At 43.9% G+C, this 15,991-nt stretch carries 12 protein-coding genes; 11 read left to right on the top strand and 1 reads right to left on the bottom strand.

Annotated elements, in window-relative coordinates; genetic code table 11:
- Positions 1-55 precede the first annotated feature (55 nt).
- Positions 56-2,752 carry a calcium-translocating P-type ATPase, SERCA-type gene (locus MHI15_RS24600; protein WP_341165003.1) on the top strand — a complete coding sequence of 899 codons (2,697 nt, stop codon included), beginning with the start codon at positions 56-58 and terminating at the stop codon, positions 2,750-2,752.
- 90 nt (positions 2,753-2,842) lie between these two features.
- Here the strand turns inward: MHI15_RS24600 and MHI15_RS24595 are convergent, their stop codons facing one another.
- Positions 2,843-3,778 (bottom strand): C40 family peptidase, encoded by a 936-nt coding sequence (locus tag MHI15_RS24595; protein ID WP_076125886.1) that lies wholly within the window; start codon positions 3,776-3,778, stop codon positions 2,843-2,845.
- A 324-nt stretch (positions 3,779-4,102) separates the two neighbouring features.
- Here MHI15_RS24595 and MHI15_RS24590 point away from each other — a divergent pair, with 324 nt between their 5' ends.
- The 10 genes from MHI15_RS24590 to MHI15_RS24545 all read left to right on the top strand — a co-directional run bounded on the left by MHI15_RS24590 (position 4,103) and on the right by MHI15_RS24545 (position 15,934).
- Positions 4,103-5,173: an ABC transporter substrate-binding protein gene (locus MHI15_RS24590; protein WP_076125887.1), complete on the top strand. Its 1,071-nt coding sequence runs from the start codon at positions 4,103-4,105 to the stop codon at positions 5,171-5,173.
- Positions 5,174-5,235: 62 nt separating this feature from the next.
- Positions 5,236-6,159 (top strand): ABC transporter permease, encoded by a 924-nt coding sequence (locus tag MHI15_RS24585; protein WP_036686219.1) that lies wholly within the window; start codon positions 5,236-5,238, stop codon positions 6,157-6,159.
- Positions 6,152-6,946: an ABC transporter ATP-binding protein gene (locus tag MHI15_RS24580; protein WP_076280813.1), complete on the top strand. Its 795-nt coding sequence runs from the start codon at positions 6,152-6,154 to the stop codon at positions 6,944-6,946. The genes MHI15_RS24585 and MHI15_RS24580 overlap by 8 nt, the downstream gene beginning before the upstream one ends.
- A gap of 223 nt (positions 6,947-7,169) precedes the next feature.
- On the top strand, positions 7,170-8,936 hold the full coding sequence (locus tag MHI15_RS24575; RefSeq protein WP_339190676.1) for a sensor histidine kinase: 1,767 nt from the start codon (positions 7,170-7,172) through the stop codon (positions 8,934-8,936).
- Entirely contained in the window at positions 8,929-10,497 is a 1,569-nt protein-coding gene (locus tag MHI15_RS24570) for a response regulator transcription factor (protein WP_076279781.1), read from the top strand. Before MHI15_RS24575 ends, MHI15_RS24570 begins: the two co-directional genes overlap by 8 nt.
- 121 nt (positions 10,498-10,618) lie before the next feature.
- Positions 10,619-11,953 carry an extracellular solute-binding protein gene (locus tag MHI15_RS24565; protein ID WP_076125892.1) on the top strand — a complete coding sequence of 445 codons (1,335 nt, stop codon included), beginning with the start codon at positions 10,619-10,621 and terminating at the stop codon, positions 11,951-11,953.
- Positions 11,954-12,096: 143 nt separating this feature from the next.
- Positions 12,097-13,017, top strand: coding sequence for a carbohydrate ABC transporter permease (locus MHI15_RS24560; protein ID WP_076105030.1), 921 nt, complete (start codon positions 12,097-12,099; stop codon positions 13,015-13,017).
- A gap of 3 nt (positions 13,018-13,020) precedes the next feature.
- Positions 13,021-13,860: a carbohydrate ABC transporter permease gene (locus MHI15_RS24555; RefSeq protein WP_038570347.1), complete on the top strand. Its 840-nt coding sequence runs from the start codon at positions 13,021-13,023 to the stop codon at positions 13,858-13,860.
- A gap of 57 nt (positions 13,861-13,917) precedes the next feature.
- On the top strand, positions 13,918-15,030 hold the full coding sequence (locus tag MHI15_RS24550) for a rhamnogalacturonan acetylesterase (RefSeq protein WP_076304168.1): 1,113 nt from the start codon (positions 13,918-13,920) through the stop codon (positions 15,028-15,030).
- A 112-nt stretch (positions 15,031-15,142) separates the two neighbouring features.
- Positions 15,143-15,934, top strand: a complete 792-nt coding sequence (locus tag MHI15_RS24545) for an SDR family oxidoreductase (RefSeq protein WP_076105002.1) — start codon at positions 15,143-15,145, stop codon at positions 15,932-15,934.
- The last annotated feature ends 57 nt before the right edge of the window (positions 15,935-15,991 follow it).

Genomic DNA, 15,991 nt, shown 5'->3' with positions numbered 1-15,991 from the left:
TCAATTCTGGAAGGAGGCTATGGTCTTGAATTCAAATAATTCACAATCGCAAGGGCTGGTACCCTTCCATACACTGAGCGAGGAAGAAGTGCTGAATAGGCTGGAAACTCGGAAAGAGGGTTTATCTTCCGATGAAGCAGCTAAACTTCTGGAGCGATATGGGAAGAATGTACTGCAAGAAGCGAAGACTAAATCGCTATTAGAAAAGTTTATCGAACAATTTAAAAATGTAATGATCTTTATTTTGCTAGTAGCAGCTGTATTGTCAGGAGTTTTGGGGGAATGGACGGATACGATTATTATTTTGCTTGTAGTCATTCTGAACGCGGTGCTTGGAGTTATTCAGGAAAATAAGGCGGAGCAGGCACTCGATGCGCTTAAAAGCATGTCCTCTCCGCATGCCAGAGTAAGACGTTCCGGTCAGGTTACTGAGATAAAAAGTGAAGACCTCGTTCCCGGGGATATCGTATTACTGGAAGCCGGAAATGTAGTTCCGGCGGATATAAGACTTTTGGAAGCCGCATCGTTAAAGACGGAGGAAGCCGCGCTTACAGGAGAATCATTGCCATCAGAAAAGCGGGCCGGTGTGCTTGAAGGCAGCGACATTGTAATCGGTGACCGCACCAATATGGCTTACATGAGCAGCAGTGTTACTTATGGCCGGGCGGTTGGTGTCGTTACAACAACAGGAATGCAGACGGAGGTCGGTAGAATTGCCGGTTTTATCTCGGAGGAAGATAATGATGTAACACCGCTGCAAAAAAAGCTGGATGAACTAGGGAAATATTTCACCTTTATTATTCTTGGCGTTTGCGTGATTATCTTTGCCGTTGGGATCTTCGAGGGAAGAGAGCTAATGGATATGCTACTTACCTCGATCTCACTTGCGGTAGCGGCTATCCCGGAAGGGCTGCCAGCAATTGTTACGATCATTCTCGCGCTTGGTGTGCAGCGAATGGCGGGACGAAAAGCGATCATTCGCAAGCTTCCTGCCGTGGAGACACTCGGAAGTACAGAGATTATATGCTCCGATAAGACAGGTACTTTAACATTAAATAAAATGACTGTCGAAAAAGTACATGTCAACGGAAAGACCACTGATTCCAGTGCAGGACTTGAAGGGATTCCTGGTGGTGAGTTATTGCTTCAAGCTATGACGCTTTGTAATGACTCCAGCATTGACGAAGGAAAGACTCCTAGTGAAACTGAAGCAAAAGCTGGAACCAAGGATCCCCAAACCAAGAGCGGAAAAGCAATCATCGGCGATCCGACGGAGACCGCGTTAGTCGATTATGCGCTTAGTATAGGTACTGACAAAAGGGAGCTTGAAAAGAAATATCCACGTAAAAATGAGCTGCCTTTTGACTCTGATCGCAAGCTGATGACAACGATTCATGAGGTAGAAGATGGTCGATATCGTGTGCTGACAAAGGGTGCACCAGATGTACTTTTGTCCAAATGCAGCCATATTTATGTGGATGGAGAAATTGTACCTCTACAAGACGAACATAAGCGGAATATCATGGAGAGTAATAAAATGCTCGCAAATGACGCACTTCGAGTGTTGGCGTTTGCTTTCCGAGATGAGGAGCAGCTGCCGACCGATCTCTCACCAGATACCACGGAGATAGAGTTAGTATTTATTGGTTTGGTTGGTATGATAGACCCGCCGCGTGAGGAAGTACGGGATGCGGTAGCCATCTGCCGTAAAGCGGGAATAAGACCTGTAATGATTACAGGGGATCATCGTGATACAGCAGCGGCTATTGCCAAAAGATTAGGGATTATTCAAGATGAATCAGGTGTATTAACGGGCAGTGAGCTGGATAAATTCAGCGAAGAGGAATTTGCGGAGAAGGTTACCGATTATTCGGTTTATGCACGCGTCTCTCCTGAACACAAGGTGCGTATCGTTAAGGCTTGGCGGCAAAAAGGAAAAATTGTGGCGATGACCGGAGATGGTGTAAATGATGCTCCTGCACTTAAATCATCCGACATCGGTGTGGGCATGGGGATAACCGGAACGGATGTTGCCAAGGGTGTATCAGATATGGTGCTTGCCGACGATAACTTTACGACTATAGTTGTTGCCGTTGAAGAAGGACGGAAAGTTTACAGCAATATCCGCAAAGCAATCCAGTTCCTTCTCTCCGCTAACCTTGGGGAAGTGCTGACATTATTTATTGCCACTATGATTGGTTGGCGTATTCTAGAGCCGATCCATATCCTGTGGATTAATCTCGTTACGGATACTTTACCTGCACTTGCCCTAGGGCTTGAGAAAGCCGGTGAGGATGTAATGGCGAAGAAGCCGCGTAAAGCAAGCAGTAGCATTTTTGCTGGCGGCGTAGGAATCGGGATTATATATCAAGGGATTATAGAAGCGGCACTTACGTTATTGGTGTACCAATGGGCGCATACGCATTACAATGAAGGTATTGCGGTTACAATGGCCTTTGCCACATTAGGATTACTGCAAATTGCCCATGCTTTTAACGTGAGATCCAATAAAAAATCGCTATTCCAGATCGGTTGGTTCAGCAATCGGTATATGTTATGGGCGTCGCTGATCTCTATACTAATGCTTGTGCTTGTGATCATCATCCCGGGCTTAAACGACTGGTTTGGTGTCTCACATTTAAGTGGAATACAGTGGGGAATAGTATGTGCAGCAGCTGTAGCGATTATTGTCATAGTAGAACTTGTAAAGCTGTTTGTCCGGATAAGCGGAAGGGGCAAGAGCTGGGATTAAGAATTTGGTTAAGAGTTGTAGTCAAAAAGCCTGAATCCCTTCAATAGGGATTCAGGCTTTTTGAATGATTTCTTTTAAAGTATGGGAAGCTTATAAAACACGTTGCATGTGGAGGATTACATTACTCCAATAACCCGAGTCGAGGTCACTGATCTGAACTCCGGGTTCACCCCAAGTGTGGATAAACTTTCCGTCTCCAATGTAAATACCGACATGACCAGGTATAGCATCACTTTCAAATCGGCCGGGAACGGTAAAAAAGATAAGATCTCCTACATCCAGTTCGCTTCGACTTACACGAGTACCTAAATTATCTTGATCTTTAGCTAAACGAGGTAAGCTGACACCGAATTTTTTGAATACATGCCTTGTAAAAGAAGAGCAATCAAATTTTTTGGTTTCTTCATAAGATCCAGCGCCAAAGTCGTAGGGTACACCTAAGAAATTTTTGGCAAAAGCGACTAACTCCTTTTTATCCGCTTCAGAAATACTTTGAATGCGTAAAGATTTAGATTCACTCGTGGATTCGACCGTCGATAATTTTTCGATAGTCTTACGTTCGGACGGTGTAGCAATGTTTATCTCACCCGACTGGGGATTCCAGCCTACTTCTGTTTGCAGAAATTTGGACAAGGCTAAAGGGGTGATATAGATTTGCCCTTCTTGCCGTCTAGGGGCTTGTGGCAGTGTGATTTTTTCCCCAAGTGAGAATACCTGTGGTGAGCCAGGGCGCAGCATATACATAACATCGCTATAACCGATTTTAGTGTATCCATCACTAGAACCATCATCTTTCATCCGATATCCGAGCGAAGTAACCGCAGGCTTAAGTGGAATCCAATACTTTCCCTGAGCGTCGGTAATTGCAGATTGTTCATAATAACTGGAGGCATTTGTTCCATCAGGAGTTAGCGCGTTAACCTTAGGTTTTTGCGATTGAGATGAATAACCGCAGGATGAACTCGTTAAAGCGACAGCAAGCAATACAGTAGCGGTGGTTAGTAGTCTTTTGTGATTATTAGCCATTTAACACGCTCCATCTTCAAACTGTAAATTCAGTTTGTGCAGGGCGATTTTTTTTATGTAAAAGAAACGAAGGCAATCGCTGTAAGAGACAACCAAGCATTACCTGTTTTGATGTCATATATTCTTCAGAATTTGAAATCTATGGAAATATGATAAGTGATTGACGGATAAACAACCTCCATATAATATAGGTTTAATAGATTTCTATCATTAATGTGAGGTACGTGTAAGCTTATGCTTTAATGCTTTTATCGATAAAAGTGATAATGCTGAGTCGCTCACCTTGATGTATGCGTTAATAAACTAATGAAATGGGGTACTTTGATGAAAAAGAGAAACATTTTGGCGGGATTAAGCTTATGCTTCATGCTCGTAGCAGCTGGTTGTGGTAACAATAACACTGCGGGAAACGCAGGAAATGCAGCGAATTCCGGTAATTCCCCTACGAATGCAGGAGCAGCAGATTCAAAAACGTACAAAATTGCGATCTCGCAATATGTGGAGCACCCCTCACTTGATGCTACACGTGAAGGAATTCTCGCTGCTTTGAAGGATGCAGGAATCGTTGAAGGTGAGAACCTGAAGGTTGACCTTGAGAATGCTCAGGCAGATCAAGCGAATAACTTGTCCATTGCTCAAAAGATTGCCGCTGACTCTAATGATTTGGTATTGGCAATTGCAACGCCTTCCGCTCAATCAATTGTTCAAGCACTCAGCAAAGCAAGTAAGGATACACCGATTTTATTCGCAGCCGTAACTGACCCACTCGACGCGAAGATAGTCACGGATCTGGAGCATCCAGGTGGCAATGTATCAGGGGTATCGGACACCAATCCCGAAGCGATTAACAGATTAATGCAATTTATAGCTACCCAATTTCCTAACGTGAAAAAGCTGGGCATCGTTATTAATGAAGGTGAACCAAATGCAGTAATTATGGCTGAGATTGCTAAAAAAGAGTTGGATAAACATGGAATCGAGCTAGTGAAGGCTGCCATCACGAATACCTCTGAAGTCAAACAAGCTGCAGAATCACTTGTGGGTCGTGTAGATGCATTCTACATTACTTTGGATAACACAGTCGTAAGTGCAGTGGATACCATTATTCAAACAGCTAATGACAAGAAAATACCCTTCTTCTCCAGTGACCGTGATACGGTTGAAAAGGGAGCTTTCGCCACCGTTGGTTTTAAATATTTCGATCATGGCTATCAAGTGGGTCAAATGGCCGTGGATATTTTGAAAAATGGTAAAAAGCCAGCTGATATGAAAGTAACCATGCAAGAAAAACTCGATCTCATTCTTAACCTGAAATCTGCAGCAGCGCAAGGCATAGAAGTGACTGATGCAATGAAGGCAGAAGTTGCCGATCAAGCTAACAATATTATTCAATAAGCCATTATATAGGGGGCGATTTCGTGAGAACGCCCCTTTCCGCTCGAAGGAGGAAGTCATCTATGTTAAATTCGATGCTCGGGGCCGTTGAAATGGGACTGCTTTACGCATTTATGGCTTTAGGTGTATACATTACCTTTCGTATTCTTGATTTCCCAGATTTGACTGTAGATGGGAGCTTTACCACTGGTGGTGCCATTGCCGCTGTTATGATTACTAACGGTTATGCACCATGGCTTGCTACCCTGGCCGCTATTGCTGGTGGAATGCTGGCAGGAATGTGTACGGGCCTATTACATACGAAAGGCAAGATTAATGGACTGTTATCCGGGATTTTGATGATGATTGCACTCTATTCCATTAATCTGCGGATATTTGGTGGCAAACCGAACTGGTCTTTAATGGGCGACACTACCTTGTTCACTTCCATTGATCCTCTGCTCGTACTGCCGTTTGTAGTTATTTTTGTGAAAATAGTAATGGATTTATTCCTGCGTACAGATCTTGGACTTGCGCTGCGGGCTACCGGAGATAATGCAAGAATGATCCGTAGTCTGGGTGTGAACACGGATAATACCACTATTCTTGGTGTCAGTTTATCCAATGGAATGGTGGCGCTCTCGGGGGCGCTAATCACTCAGTATTCTACTTTTGCGGATTCCTCTATGGGTATTGGGATGATTGTAATCGGGTTAGCTTCGGTGATCATCGGTGAAGCCATATTCGGTGCTAAAAATGTATTTCGGGCCACATTGGCTGTTGTGCTCGGATCCATAGTTTACCGGATCGTAGTTGCACTTGCCTTGCGGGTACCGTGGCTGAAAGCTTCGGATCTTAAGCTGATCACAGCAATTATCGTTATTTTCGCTCTTGTATTCCCGTCGATTCAGCGTTTCCTGAAGCAGAAGAATATGGCGCGGAGGCGTTCCGTTGAATTAGCTGAGCAGGCGCTAAGCAGCAAGAGAGGGGGCACCATCGATGCTTAAACTAGAGAACGTATCTAAGCTGTTCAATCCCGGTACACCCGATGAGAAAATAGCGCTGCTCGGCATTGATTTGGAGCTTCTTCCCGGTGATTTTGTCACCATCATTGGAAGTAATGGAGCTGGCAAATCTACACTGATGAACATTATTTCCGGTGTCATGAAGCCGGATCTGGGTATAGCCAGCATTGAGGGAAATTCAATCAGCCATTTGGCGGAATTTCAACGGAGTCGTTGGATTGGCCGTGTCTTTCAGGACCCAATGGCGGGTACGGCTCCACATATGACGATTGAAGAAAATTTAGCTATGGCTTATAAAAGAGGCAAAAGCAGAGGGTTAACCTTTGGCGTAAATAAAGCTAAAAGAGCTTTGTTTCGCAATGAGCTAAGCCGTCTGGGGATTGGGCTGGAGGATCGCCTGCGGGCAAAAGTAGGGTTGTTGTCAGGTGGAGAGAGACAAGCGCTAAGTCTGCTAATGGCGACCTTTACTCAACCGCAAATTTTACTTTTAGATGAACATACAGCAGCCCTTGACCCTTCTCGTGCGGAGCTGATTACTAAACTTACAGAGTCCATTGTCCGTGAGATGAAGTTAACCACCCTAATGGTTACTCATAACATGGAACAGGCCATTCGTCTTGGCAATCGTCTGATCATGATGGATAAGGGCCGTATTATTTTGGATATCGATGAGGAACGTAAAAAAGATCTTACTGTAGAACGGCTGCTCGGAGAATTCGAGACAATCAGCGGACATAAATTGGCAGATGACCGAATGATGCTTGGCTAGTCAGTTGTAGGTGTGAAGGTAGCTCAATATAAGGGCTTGAAGTGAAGTCTGATTCTGGATTTCATTTCGAGCCCTTTTTTACATAGGAATTTTTTCGCCGAGCCATTATACTATCCTTATCTTTCAGTTCACGTAAATTTACCCAAATGGAACATTATGGTTTATAATGGAATTATAGTGATAATAAATGAAAATTATCATATTTAGGGAGCGGAGAATGCAGATGATTTGGAAAAATGTTAGCGCTTACAGAAGTTCGGGCATTTTCAACAAAATGATACTGATTATTTCCTTTTTGCTTCTACTTTCCTTTTTATTCTCTTTGACCGTTTTACAATATGTGTATCGTATCTATGACAAGCAAATTTATGAAAAGGCCTCTGAGGTACTGGGGATGTCCTCCATTAGCATCGAAAATGCCCTAAGAGAATTGGATCAGCTTTCTTTTACAGTGGTGTCTGATGAGCAAATTCAAGAATGCCTGCGCCAATTGCAGAATGATCCACAGCCTTATGAAAGACAAGTTCTACATAACAAGATCATAAACAGGCTGGTTGCTTTTGCAGGGGCAGAGAAATACGTTTATTCCATGATGCTGATGGATACGAGTGGCGGAGTAATGACTGCGGGCAATCGTGAAGGAGTATCACAGGATCTGCAGGATCAGTTAAAGCCGTTAGCTGCGGAAGCTAGCGGGAGTATAGTGTGGTATCCGCAAGGAAACAGAAATTCACTTTTGGCGGTTCGGCAGATTAAATCTTATACAGGGTCAACGTTTACGCTGGATGATCTGGGAACACTCGTGATCCGTATTCGGATCGATCTAATCATTGCGGATAGTACGAGCGATACTGACCAATTAATCGCAGTTGATGCCACGACGGGACAGGCAATCTATCCTGAAGCGCCAATTCTTTTGCCAGAAGAGCTTAAAGAAGAGACAGAACGTCCGGAGCTATATCGCACGGCCAAATATCAAGAAGGTACCTACTTTATAACCAAGACGAAATCATCTTATATAGATTGGATCTACATCAATGCCACTCCATTTAATGAGATGTTCAAACATATTACTTTTGTCAAAAAGCTGGTCGTCATCATATTCGCACTAATCTTATTAATTGGTCTCCTTTTAGGCTACAGGCTTGCTCGCAGTATTGTACGTCCGATCTCTAAGCTGACCAAAAAAATGAAGCAAATCGAGAAAGGCGATCTGGACAATCTGGAGGAACAGTCATTAGGTGTGGTTTCACAGACTGCGCAGGACGAGGTTAGTCAGCTAAACCGGACTTTTAAAATGATGATCCGCAGGATCAGAGAGCTTATTGATGAGAACTATGCGAAGCAGCTGATTATTAGAGAGACAGAGCTAAAAGCTTTGCAGGCCCAGATTAATCCGCATTTTTTGTACAATACACTGGAATCAATCAACTGGTTAGCCAAAATGAACAAACAAGCCAAAATCTCAGAAATGGTAGAAGCGCTCGGTTACTTGTTCCGCAGCTCTATTGGTCTAAAGGATCCGCTGATTACACTTGAAAAAGAGATCACTATCGTGCGCAATTATGTCATTATCCAGAAAACACGGTTTGATGAGAGGCTTGATTTCCGGATGGATGTACCTGAACATCTGCATGACGCTTTGATTCCGAAGCTGACCTTGCAGCCTTTAATCGAAAATGCTATCCGCTATGCACTAGAGCCTAATATTGAACCGTGTACCATTTCTATAACAGTTAGTGAAGATGAGCAGGGGCTCGATATCAGAGTCAGTGATAATGGACCGGGAATGAGCGCTGAATTTATCAAAGATTTGCAGATGGGAAGAGTTAAGACCCGTGGAGAAGGCATCGGCTTAGCTAACATCGCGGAACGGATTCAAATCGTCTTCGGCCCTGAATGGGGCACTTCCATAGAAAGTGAACCGGGTCAAGGAACAACTATACATGTGCGTATACCTTACTTAAAAGGAGTGCTAGAGAATGTATAAACTGCTGTTGGTGGATGATGAACGCTTGATTCTGGAAGGGATATCGCAGGTTGTGGACTGGGGACGAGCGGGAACAGAGCTTGTAGGCACGGCGTGGAACGGGATTGAGGCTTTGGTGAAAATAGAGGAGCTTAGCCCTGAAATAGTGATTACGGATATTTCTATGCCTGGTTTAGATGGTTTGGGACTGGTGCAAAAATGCAGTGAACGATTTCCAGACGTGAAATTCGTTATGCTGACTGGTTATAAGGATTTTGATTATGCTTGTATTGCTATGCAGAACGGGGTTAAACATTATCTTTTAAAGCCGTGCAATGAGAATCAGATCCATGATGCACTGGTTGAGCTGGTAGCAGAGCTAGATGAACAGAAGAGCCGGGGCGAATTCGTAAATAGTATGAAACAACGTCTTCAGAAGGTATTGCCCCATGTGAAAGAACAATTTTTGAAGGAATGGATCTCTAACAAAACTTATGGAAGTCAGGATCTAGAGTACTATCAGGAATTATTCGGCATTGAACTCAATGACAAAACGGTACGCTTGCTCCTGTTCCGACTAGAAGGTTCTTACGAATATGAGCAATTGTTCGCTCTGCAAAATATTGCCCAGGACGTACTTCAGGAAACACTCCTGAGTGCGACGATAGGCGGTCATTTATTAATATTACTGGAAGACGAAGGAAATACGGTGCAGAATAGCCCCTTGCTTAAACGTATTGCTGAAGTAAGAGAGGTCTTCTGCAAGTTTTATAAAATGGATGTGACAATCGCGATTAGTGATGCTGACCTTATGATTCATTCCCGGAGATTGTATCGTCAGACCTTGCAATGCCTGAACCATCGTTTTTATTTGGAGGCGGGCGGTTTGATTACCGGGAGTGATATCCCAAGTGATGAGCTAAGTGGAAGAAATGATATCGAGCTAGATGAAGAGCATATTTGTCTACTTATAAAAGCAGGCGATCAAAATACGGTAGAGCTGGAATTGGAACGATTATTCAACTTGCTCGCGGATGAACGGTTAGATATTAACGTGACGCGTTCATATGTTTTACAGTTATATTCCGCTATGATTCGTTTAGCAGTCCCTGATGAAAGAAATAGCTTCACATCGGGCTTGGCGGAGCTTGCCGAAATTAGAACCTTGGGAGGTTTAAAAGCATACGTCAAAGAGGCAGCGGTTCGCTTAACAGCGATGTATGACCGACATTTTAGTTCCCGGCAATCGCTTATTGTAGACAAAATGTTCAAAATTATCGCAGAGGATTACAAGAATGCAGAGCTGTCGCTTAGCTCGGTCGCTGCTGAAATGTTATATATGAATCCCGACTATCTCGGCAAAATATTCAAGAAAATTACCGGAGAGAAATTCTCGAATTACGTAACCAATTACCGGATTGCTAAAGCATCGGAGCATATTTTGAGAAGTGGGGATGTAAGAGTATTTGAGCTGGCTGAAATGTTCGGCTTCGGTGGAAATGCACAATATTTCAGTCAGGTTTTTAAAAAAGTAACCGGCCAGACCCCTACAGATTTCATGAAACCCCCTCAAGCGAACTGATTATTGAACAAACAAGACGGTTTTTTGTATTCAATAATCACGGAATATTTGAGAAAATTTAACCAATGAAAGCGCTACCTAAAGGGATCAGAGCCTTTACACTATCATAGGAAAAGGGGACATGAAATTGAAAAAGAGATTCGCTTTACTAGCCGTACCATTATTGTTGTCGTCGATGTTAGCTGGTTGTGGAGGTAACAACAATAACAATGCTGCTGCTACGGATTCCGCTACAAATACTCCTTCGGAGACGAAACCTGCGGCCACGACCTCAGCAGAACCAGTAACCCTGCGTATCGCATGGTGGGGTGGAGATACAAGACATTCTTATACACAACAAGTTATTGATATGTATGAAGCCAAATATCCGAATGTAACCATTGAGCCTGAATATGCATCCTTTGATGATTACTGGAAAAAGCTTGCTCCGCAAGCTGCTGCAAATAGACTTCCTGATATCGTTCAAATGGATATTTCCTATATTAATCAATATGGATCTAACGGACAGCTCGAAGATTTGAAACCTTATTTGAACTCTCAGATTCAAGTCGGCGATGTGAATGAGAACGTGCTGAGTACTGGAGTGATCGGTGAGAAGCAATACGGAATTCCGTTAGGGGTTAACGTACTTGGTTTTCAATATGATCCAGAATTGCTGAAAAAGGCAGGTGTTGATTCTATCCCAGAGAACTGGACTTGGGATCAATACAAGGAAATCGCCGCGAAAGCTAAGTCGGCTGGACTGTATATGGACGGTTCCATGGCAGCAGACGTGTTCTTCAACTATTATCTGCGTACAAAAGGGCTGGCACTCTATAACAATGATGGTTCCGCACTTGGCTATGAGGACGATGCGTTGTTCACTGACTTTTTCGGAATGTTGTCTGGTTTGATTAAAGATGGAGCGGTCCCATCACAAGACAAACTGAGCCAAAATAAAGGGGTTATTGAAGAGTCGGATATTGTTAAAGGGACAGGTATCGGTGTATGGCAATGGTCGAACCAATACGTTGCTTTGCAAATCGCTGTAAATCGTCCTATGGAGCTGGCACAAATGCCTGGTCCAGATATGGATAAAGGGCTTTACATGCAGCCAAGTATGTACTGGTCAATTACTTCTAACTCTAAAGTGAAGGAAGAAGCAGCGAAGTTCGTTGATTTCTGGATTAATGATGTGGAAGCTAACAACCTGATCAAAGGCGAACGCGGAGTACCGATTTCAAGCAAAATCAAAGAATCTGTAGCTACACAATTAACTGATTCCGGTAAGCAAGTATTTAAGTTTGTTGCTGACATGGAGCCTACTACTTCACCTATGAGTCCACCGGTTGGATCACCAGAGGTTGTAGCCCTGCTTACAGACCTTGCTGAACAAATGAACTTCGGAAAAATCGATCCAGCAGCAGCAGCGGCACAGTTCCGAAAAGAAGCGAACTCTATTCTCTCCAGCCGTTAATCGTAGGGTAACAGATAACTATACTGCGTCTCACATGGGAAACGGCGTGCCCTTTCGCTAGGCGGCATCCCGTTTCCCATATTATTCATATAAAAAGGAGTTGGAGACCCTTGGCATTAACGAATCCCCTACCTTCGAATCCATTGGCTGTTAAGAAAAAGAACCTCACCGGCCGGCGGTTACGAAGCAACCTTACAGGATATGCCTTCATCAGTCCGTTCGTCATTGGCTTCCTTTGCTTCACACTGATCCCGATGATCATTTCGCTGTATCTTTCTTTTACCAAATACAATTTATTCGCTCCACCTAAGTGGATTGGATTTGATAATTACATCAAAATGTTCTCAAATGACCCGAAATATTTGCATTCACTAAAGGTAACGTTGCTTTACGTATTTATCGGTGTGCCTTTACGTCTAACCTTCGCATTATTTGTGGCCATGATTCTAAATACGAAATCACGCATGGTAGGAGCCTATCGGACAACTTATTATTTACCTTCTATTATAGGGGGTAGTGTGGCGGTCTCCATCATGTGGCGTAATATTTTTAGTGATACTGGAATTATTAACGGCATGCTTGGCTTTTTCGGAATTGGACCGGTAAGTTGGTTTGGCAATCCGAACGCTGCGCTTATCATGTTGATAACTCTATCTGTGTGGCAGTTTGGCTCATCCATGTTGATCTTTCTGGCAGGTCTCAAAAATATTCCTGGTGAAATGTATGAGGCAGCTAGTGTGGATGGAGCCGGATTCTTCAGAAAGTTCTTCAAGATTACTATGCCACTCTTAAGTTCAGTGATTCTGTTTAATCTAGTTATGCAGACGATCAGCGCATTCATGACCTTTGTTCCAGCTTATATTATCTCTAAAGGTGAAGGCGGACCTATGGACGGCACTATGTTGTATTCTCTCTATTTATTCCGTCAGGCTTTTATGTTTAATAATATGGGTTATGCTTCGGCTATGGCTTGGGTAATGTTGTTGCTTGTCGGCATCATGACCGGAATCTTGTTCAAGACATCCAAATCGTGGGTCTTCTACGAGTCGGAAGGAGGAAAATAATCCATGGCGAAAATTAAACTGAAATGGCCGCTTTATCACATCCTTATAGGTGGCCTCGCTATCGTTATGCTGTATCCGATTCTGTGGATGATCATGAGTTCTTTTAAAGAGAGCCGGCTTGTATTTGTTACAGCACAACACCTTATACCTGATCCATGGGAATGGGGGAACTATGCTAAAGGCTGGGAAGGTATTGCAGGTTACTCCTTTGGTGTCTTCATCAAGAACTCTTTTGTAATTGTTATTGTCGCAACACTGGGCGCAGTCATTTCATCTTCACTGGTTGCCTTCGGTTTTGCCCGCAATAAATTTGTAGGCCATGGCTTATGGTTCGGAATCATGATGATGACCCTGATGCTTCCTTCCGATGTGGTGCTCGTCCCTCAATACATTATCTATGCCAAATTGGAATGGCTCGACAGTATCAAACCGATCGTTGTTCCACAGTTCTTCGGTGTCCCGTTTTTCATTTTCCTAATGCTGCAGTTTATTCGGACCATACCTGTTGAACTTGATGAAGCGGCTACCATCGATGGTTGTGGGAAATTTGGACTTTATTTCAGAATTATACTTCCACTCATTCGTCCTTCTATGGCTACTGCGGCGATCTTCTCCTTCTATTGGCGCTGGGAAGACCTGCTTGGACCGGTATTGTACTTGAACTCACCTTCTAAATATACAGTTTCGATGGGGCTTAAAATGTTCCTGGACAGTGAGTCCGTATCCAACTGGGGTCCAATGTTCGCCATGTCTGTTCTAAGTTTGGCACCAGTCATGATTATCTTCTTTATCTTCCAAAAGCAGATTGTAGAAGGAATCAGCACCAGTGGTTTGAAAGGTTGATTTCAGCAAACGAATATAAATGTTTTAAATCTCTAATTAAGAAAGGTGCGGCTGAATTTGGATAGCTATCGTTTTGATTTTGGGATTAAGGAAGCTGAGCCTGGCTACACCAAAATTCGGCCGGACACATCTTATTCTAAGGGAATAGGGTATGGTTTCACTTCTGATTCCTCCGTCTTTGGTCGTTTCAGAGGGGGAACAGATATACTGCGAAGCGATTGCTGCATCCCACAGAAAGCAGTTTTTCTTCTGGATCTCCCGAATGGGATCTACCGTGTTACGCTGCTGTTGGGTGATGCTCTGGCAGATACCAGCACATTTATCAAAGCTGGAGAAGGCAAGTTCGTATTGGACACGCTAAATGTGCCTGCGGACCAATATTTGCGCGAATCCTTTGCAATTAGGGTTAAGGATGGGCAGCTAAAGCTATCGTTCTCGGGTGCGGCACCGCGTATTAACGCCTTGGACATTCAGATGGACAATGAAGCGCTAGTCTTATTTCTGGCGGGAGATTCCACGGTGACCGATCAAGGGGAAGAAGGTTACCCCTATGCGGGGTGGGGCCAACTGCTGCCACGCTGCTTCAAAGCCGGAATAGCTGTAGATAATCGAGCACTTTCTGGACGCAGTTCCAAGAGTTTTATTGAGGAAGGGCATTTGGAGGGCATTGCCGCAGATATCAGACCCAGAGATTATCTGTTCATCCAGTTTGGACATAATGATTCCAAAACTGATGATTTAAGACATACCGAGCCCTTTACTACATATAAAGAACATTTGCTCCGGTTGATTACAGTCGCCCGAGAAGCGGGGGCCTATCCGGTTCTTGTGAGCTCTGTACATCGGCGAAGATTTGATAGTGAAGAAGCAATTGTAGACACGCATGGAGATTATTTAATCGCCATGCGGGAACTCGCAGATACCGAGCAGGTTCCACTGATTGATTTAGCCGAGAAGAGCCGCAAGCTCTTTGAAGCTTATGGCTCAGAGGGCTCAAAAGATTTATTCATGTGGAGCTATCCAGGAGAATTTATTGCGCATCCAGGTGGGGTGCAGGATAATACACATTTTCAGATTTTAGGGGCTCGTCTTCTAGCTGAGCTTATAGTGGAAGGGATCCGGGAAGTTGGATTAAACGATCTCATCATTCATCTTCGTCAGGGAGAATAATAATCCTAAAGGAAAAGTAAATATCTGTCGGTTCAACTTCTGTATGCAAGGTTAAGGTTAAGGAAAGAACTTAACTGGAAGACTTGCATGATAAGAAGGAGGATATCACGATATGGCAGATAAAAAGCTTGTAGGTAAGGTTGCAGTTGTAACCGGAGGCGGCTCAGGAATTGGCCGGGCAACCGTGCTTGAGTTCGCACGTAACGGAGCCAAAGTTGTATTATTGGACAGAACTGTAGAAAATGCTGAAAAGGTTAGACAGCAAGTGGAGAAAGAGGGCGGAGAAGCCCTAGTTATCGAATGTGATGTTGCTGAACCACCACAAGTGGAAGCGGCGATAAATAAGGCGGCCGCGAAATGGGGTCGTCTTGATGTTGTTTTTGCCAACGCAGGGATTAATGGGGCGATGACGCCTATTGAAACGATGGATATTGAAGCTTGGGATCAGACCATTCATATTAACCTGCGTGGAACCTTCGCGACTGTTAAATATGCGATACCGCATCTAAAAGAAAGCGGAGGCAGCATCCTGATCAACAGCTCCATTAACGGAAATCGTGTATTTTCTAATGTTGGTTTTTCTGCTTACAGTACGACAAAGGCAGGACAGGTTGCTTTTATGAAAATGGCGGCACTGGAACTGGCTCAATTTCAAATCCGCGTAAATGCGATCTGTCCTGGGGCTATAAAGACCAATATAGATGACAACACTTTTCCATCAGAGGATCTGAAAGAAGTGAAAATCCCAGTAGAATTTCCTGAGGGAGATCAACCGTTGGAAGAAGGTCCGGGGCGACCTGATCAAGTAGCGAAGCTGGCGCTGTTTCTGGCGTCTGAAGATTCAGATCATATTACGGGGACGGAAATTTATTGTGACGGTGCAGAGTCGCTTCTGCACGGTTAGTTTTTCAACATAATCTTGGCCTCTCATAACGGATTCCATCCTCGTCGCTATGCCGGA

The sequence above is a fragment of the Paenibacillus sp. FSL H7-0918 genome (assembly GCF_038007025.1).
In the GTDB taxonomy this organism is placed as follows: domain Bacteria; phylum Bacillota; class Bacilli; order Paenibacillales; family Paenibacillaceae; genus Paenibacillus_AQ; species Paenibacillus_AQ odorifer.
The sequence above is the reverse complement of the archived record's forward strand: the minus strand, read 5'-3'. Positions and strand labels throughout refer to the sequence as shown.

Bases quoted from the DNA above. Each gene is read 5' to 3' on its own strand.
- MHI15_RS24595 (WP_076125886.1), bottom strand. From the start codon at position 3,778: ATGGCTAATAATCACAAAAGACTACTAACCACCGCTACTGTATTGCTT.
- MHI15_RS24590 (WP_076125887.1), top strand. From the start codon at position 4,103: ATGAAAAAGAGAAACATTTTGGCGGGATTAAGCTTATGCTTCATGCTC.
- MHI15_RS24585 (WP_036686219.1), top strand. From the start codon at position 5,236: ATGTTAAATTCGATGCTCGGGGCCGTTGAAATGGGACTGCTTTACGCA.
- MHI15_RS24580 (WP_076280813.1), top strand. From the start codon at position 6,152: ATGCTTAAACTAGAGAACGTATCTAAGCTGTTCAATCCCGGTACACCC.
- MHI15_RS24575 (WP_339190676.1), top strand. From the start codon at position 7,170: ATGATTTGGAAAAATGTTAGCGCTTACAGAAGTTCGGGCATTTTCAAC.
- MHI15_RS24570 (WP_076279781.1), top strand. From the start codon at position 8,929: ATGTATAAACTGCTGTTGGTGGATGATGAACGCTTGATTCTGGAAGGG.
- MHI15_RS24565 (WP_076125892.1), top strand. From the start codon at position 10,619: ATGAAATTGAAAAAGAGATTCGCTTTACTAGCCGTACCATTATTGTTG.
- MHI15_RS24555 (WP_038570347.1), top strand. From the start codon at position 13,021: ATGGCGAAAATTAAACTGAAATGGCCGCTTTATCACATCCTTATAGGT.
- MHI15_RS24545 (WP_076105002.1), top strand. From the start codon at position 15,143: ATGGCAGATAAAAAGCTTGTAGGTAAGGTTGCAGTTGTAACCGGAGGC.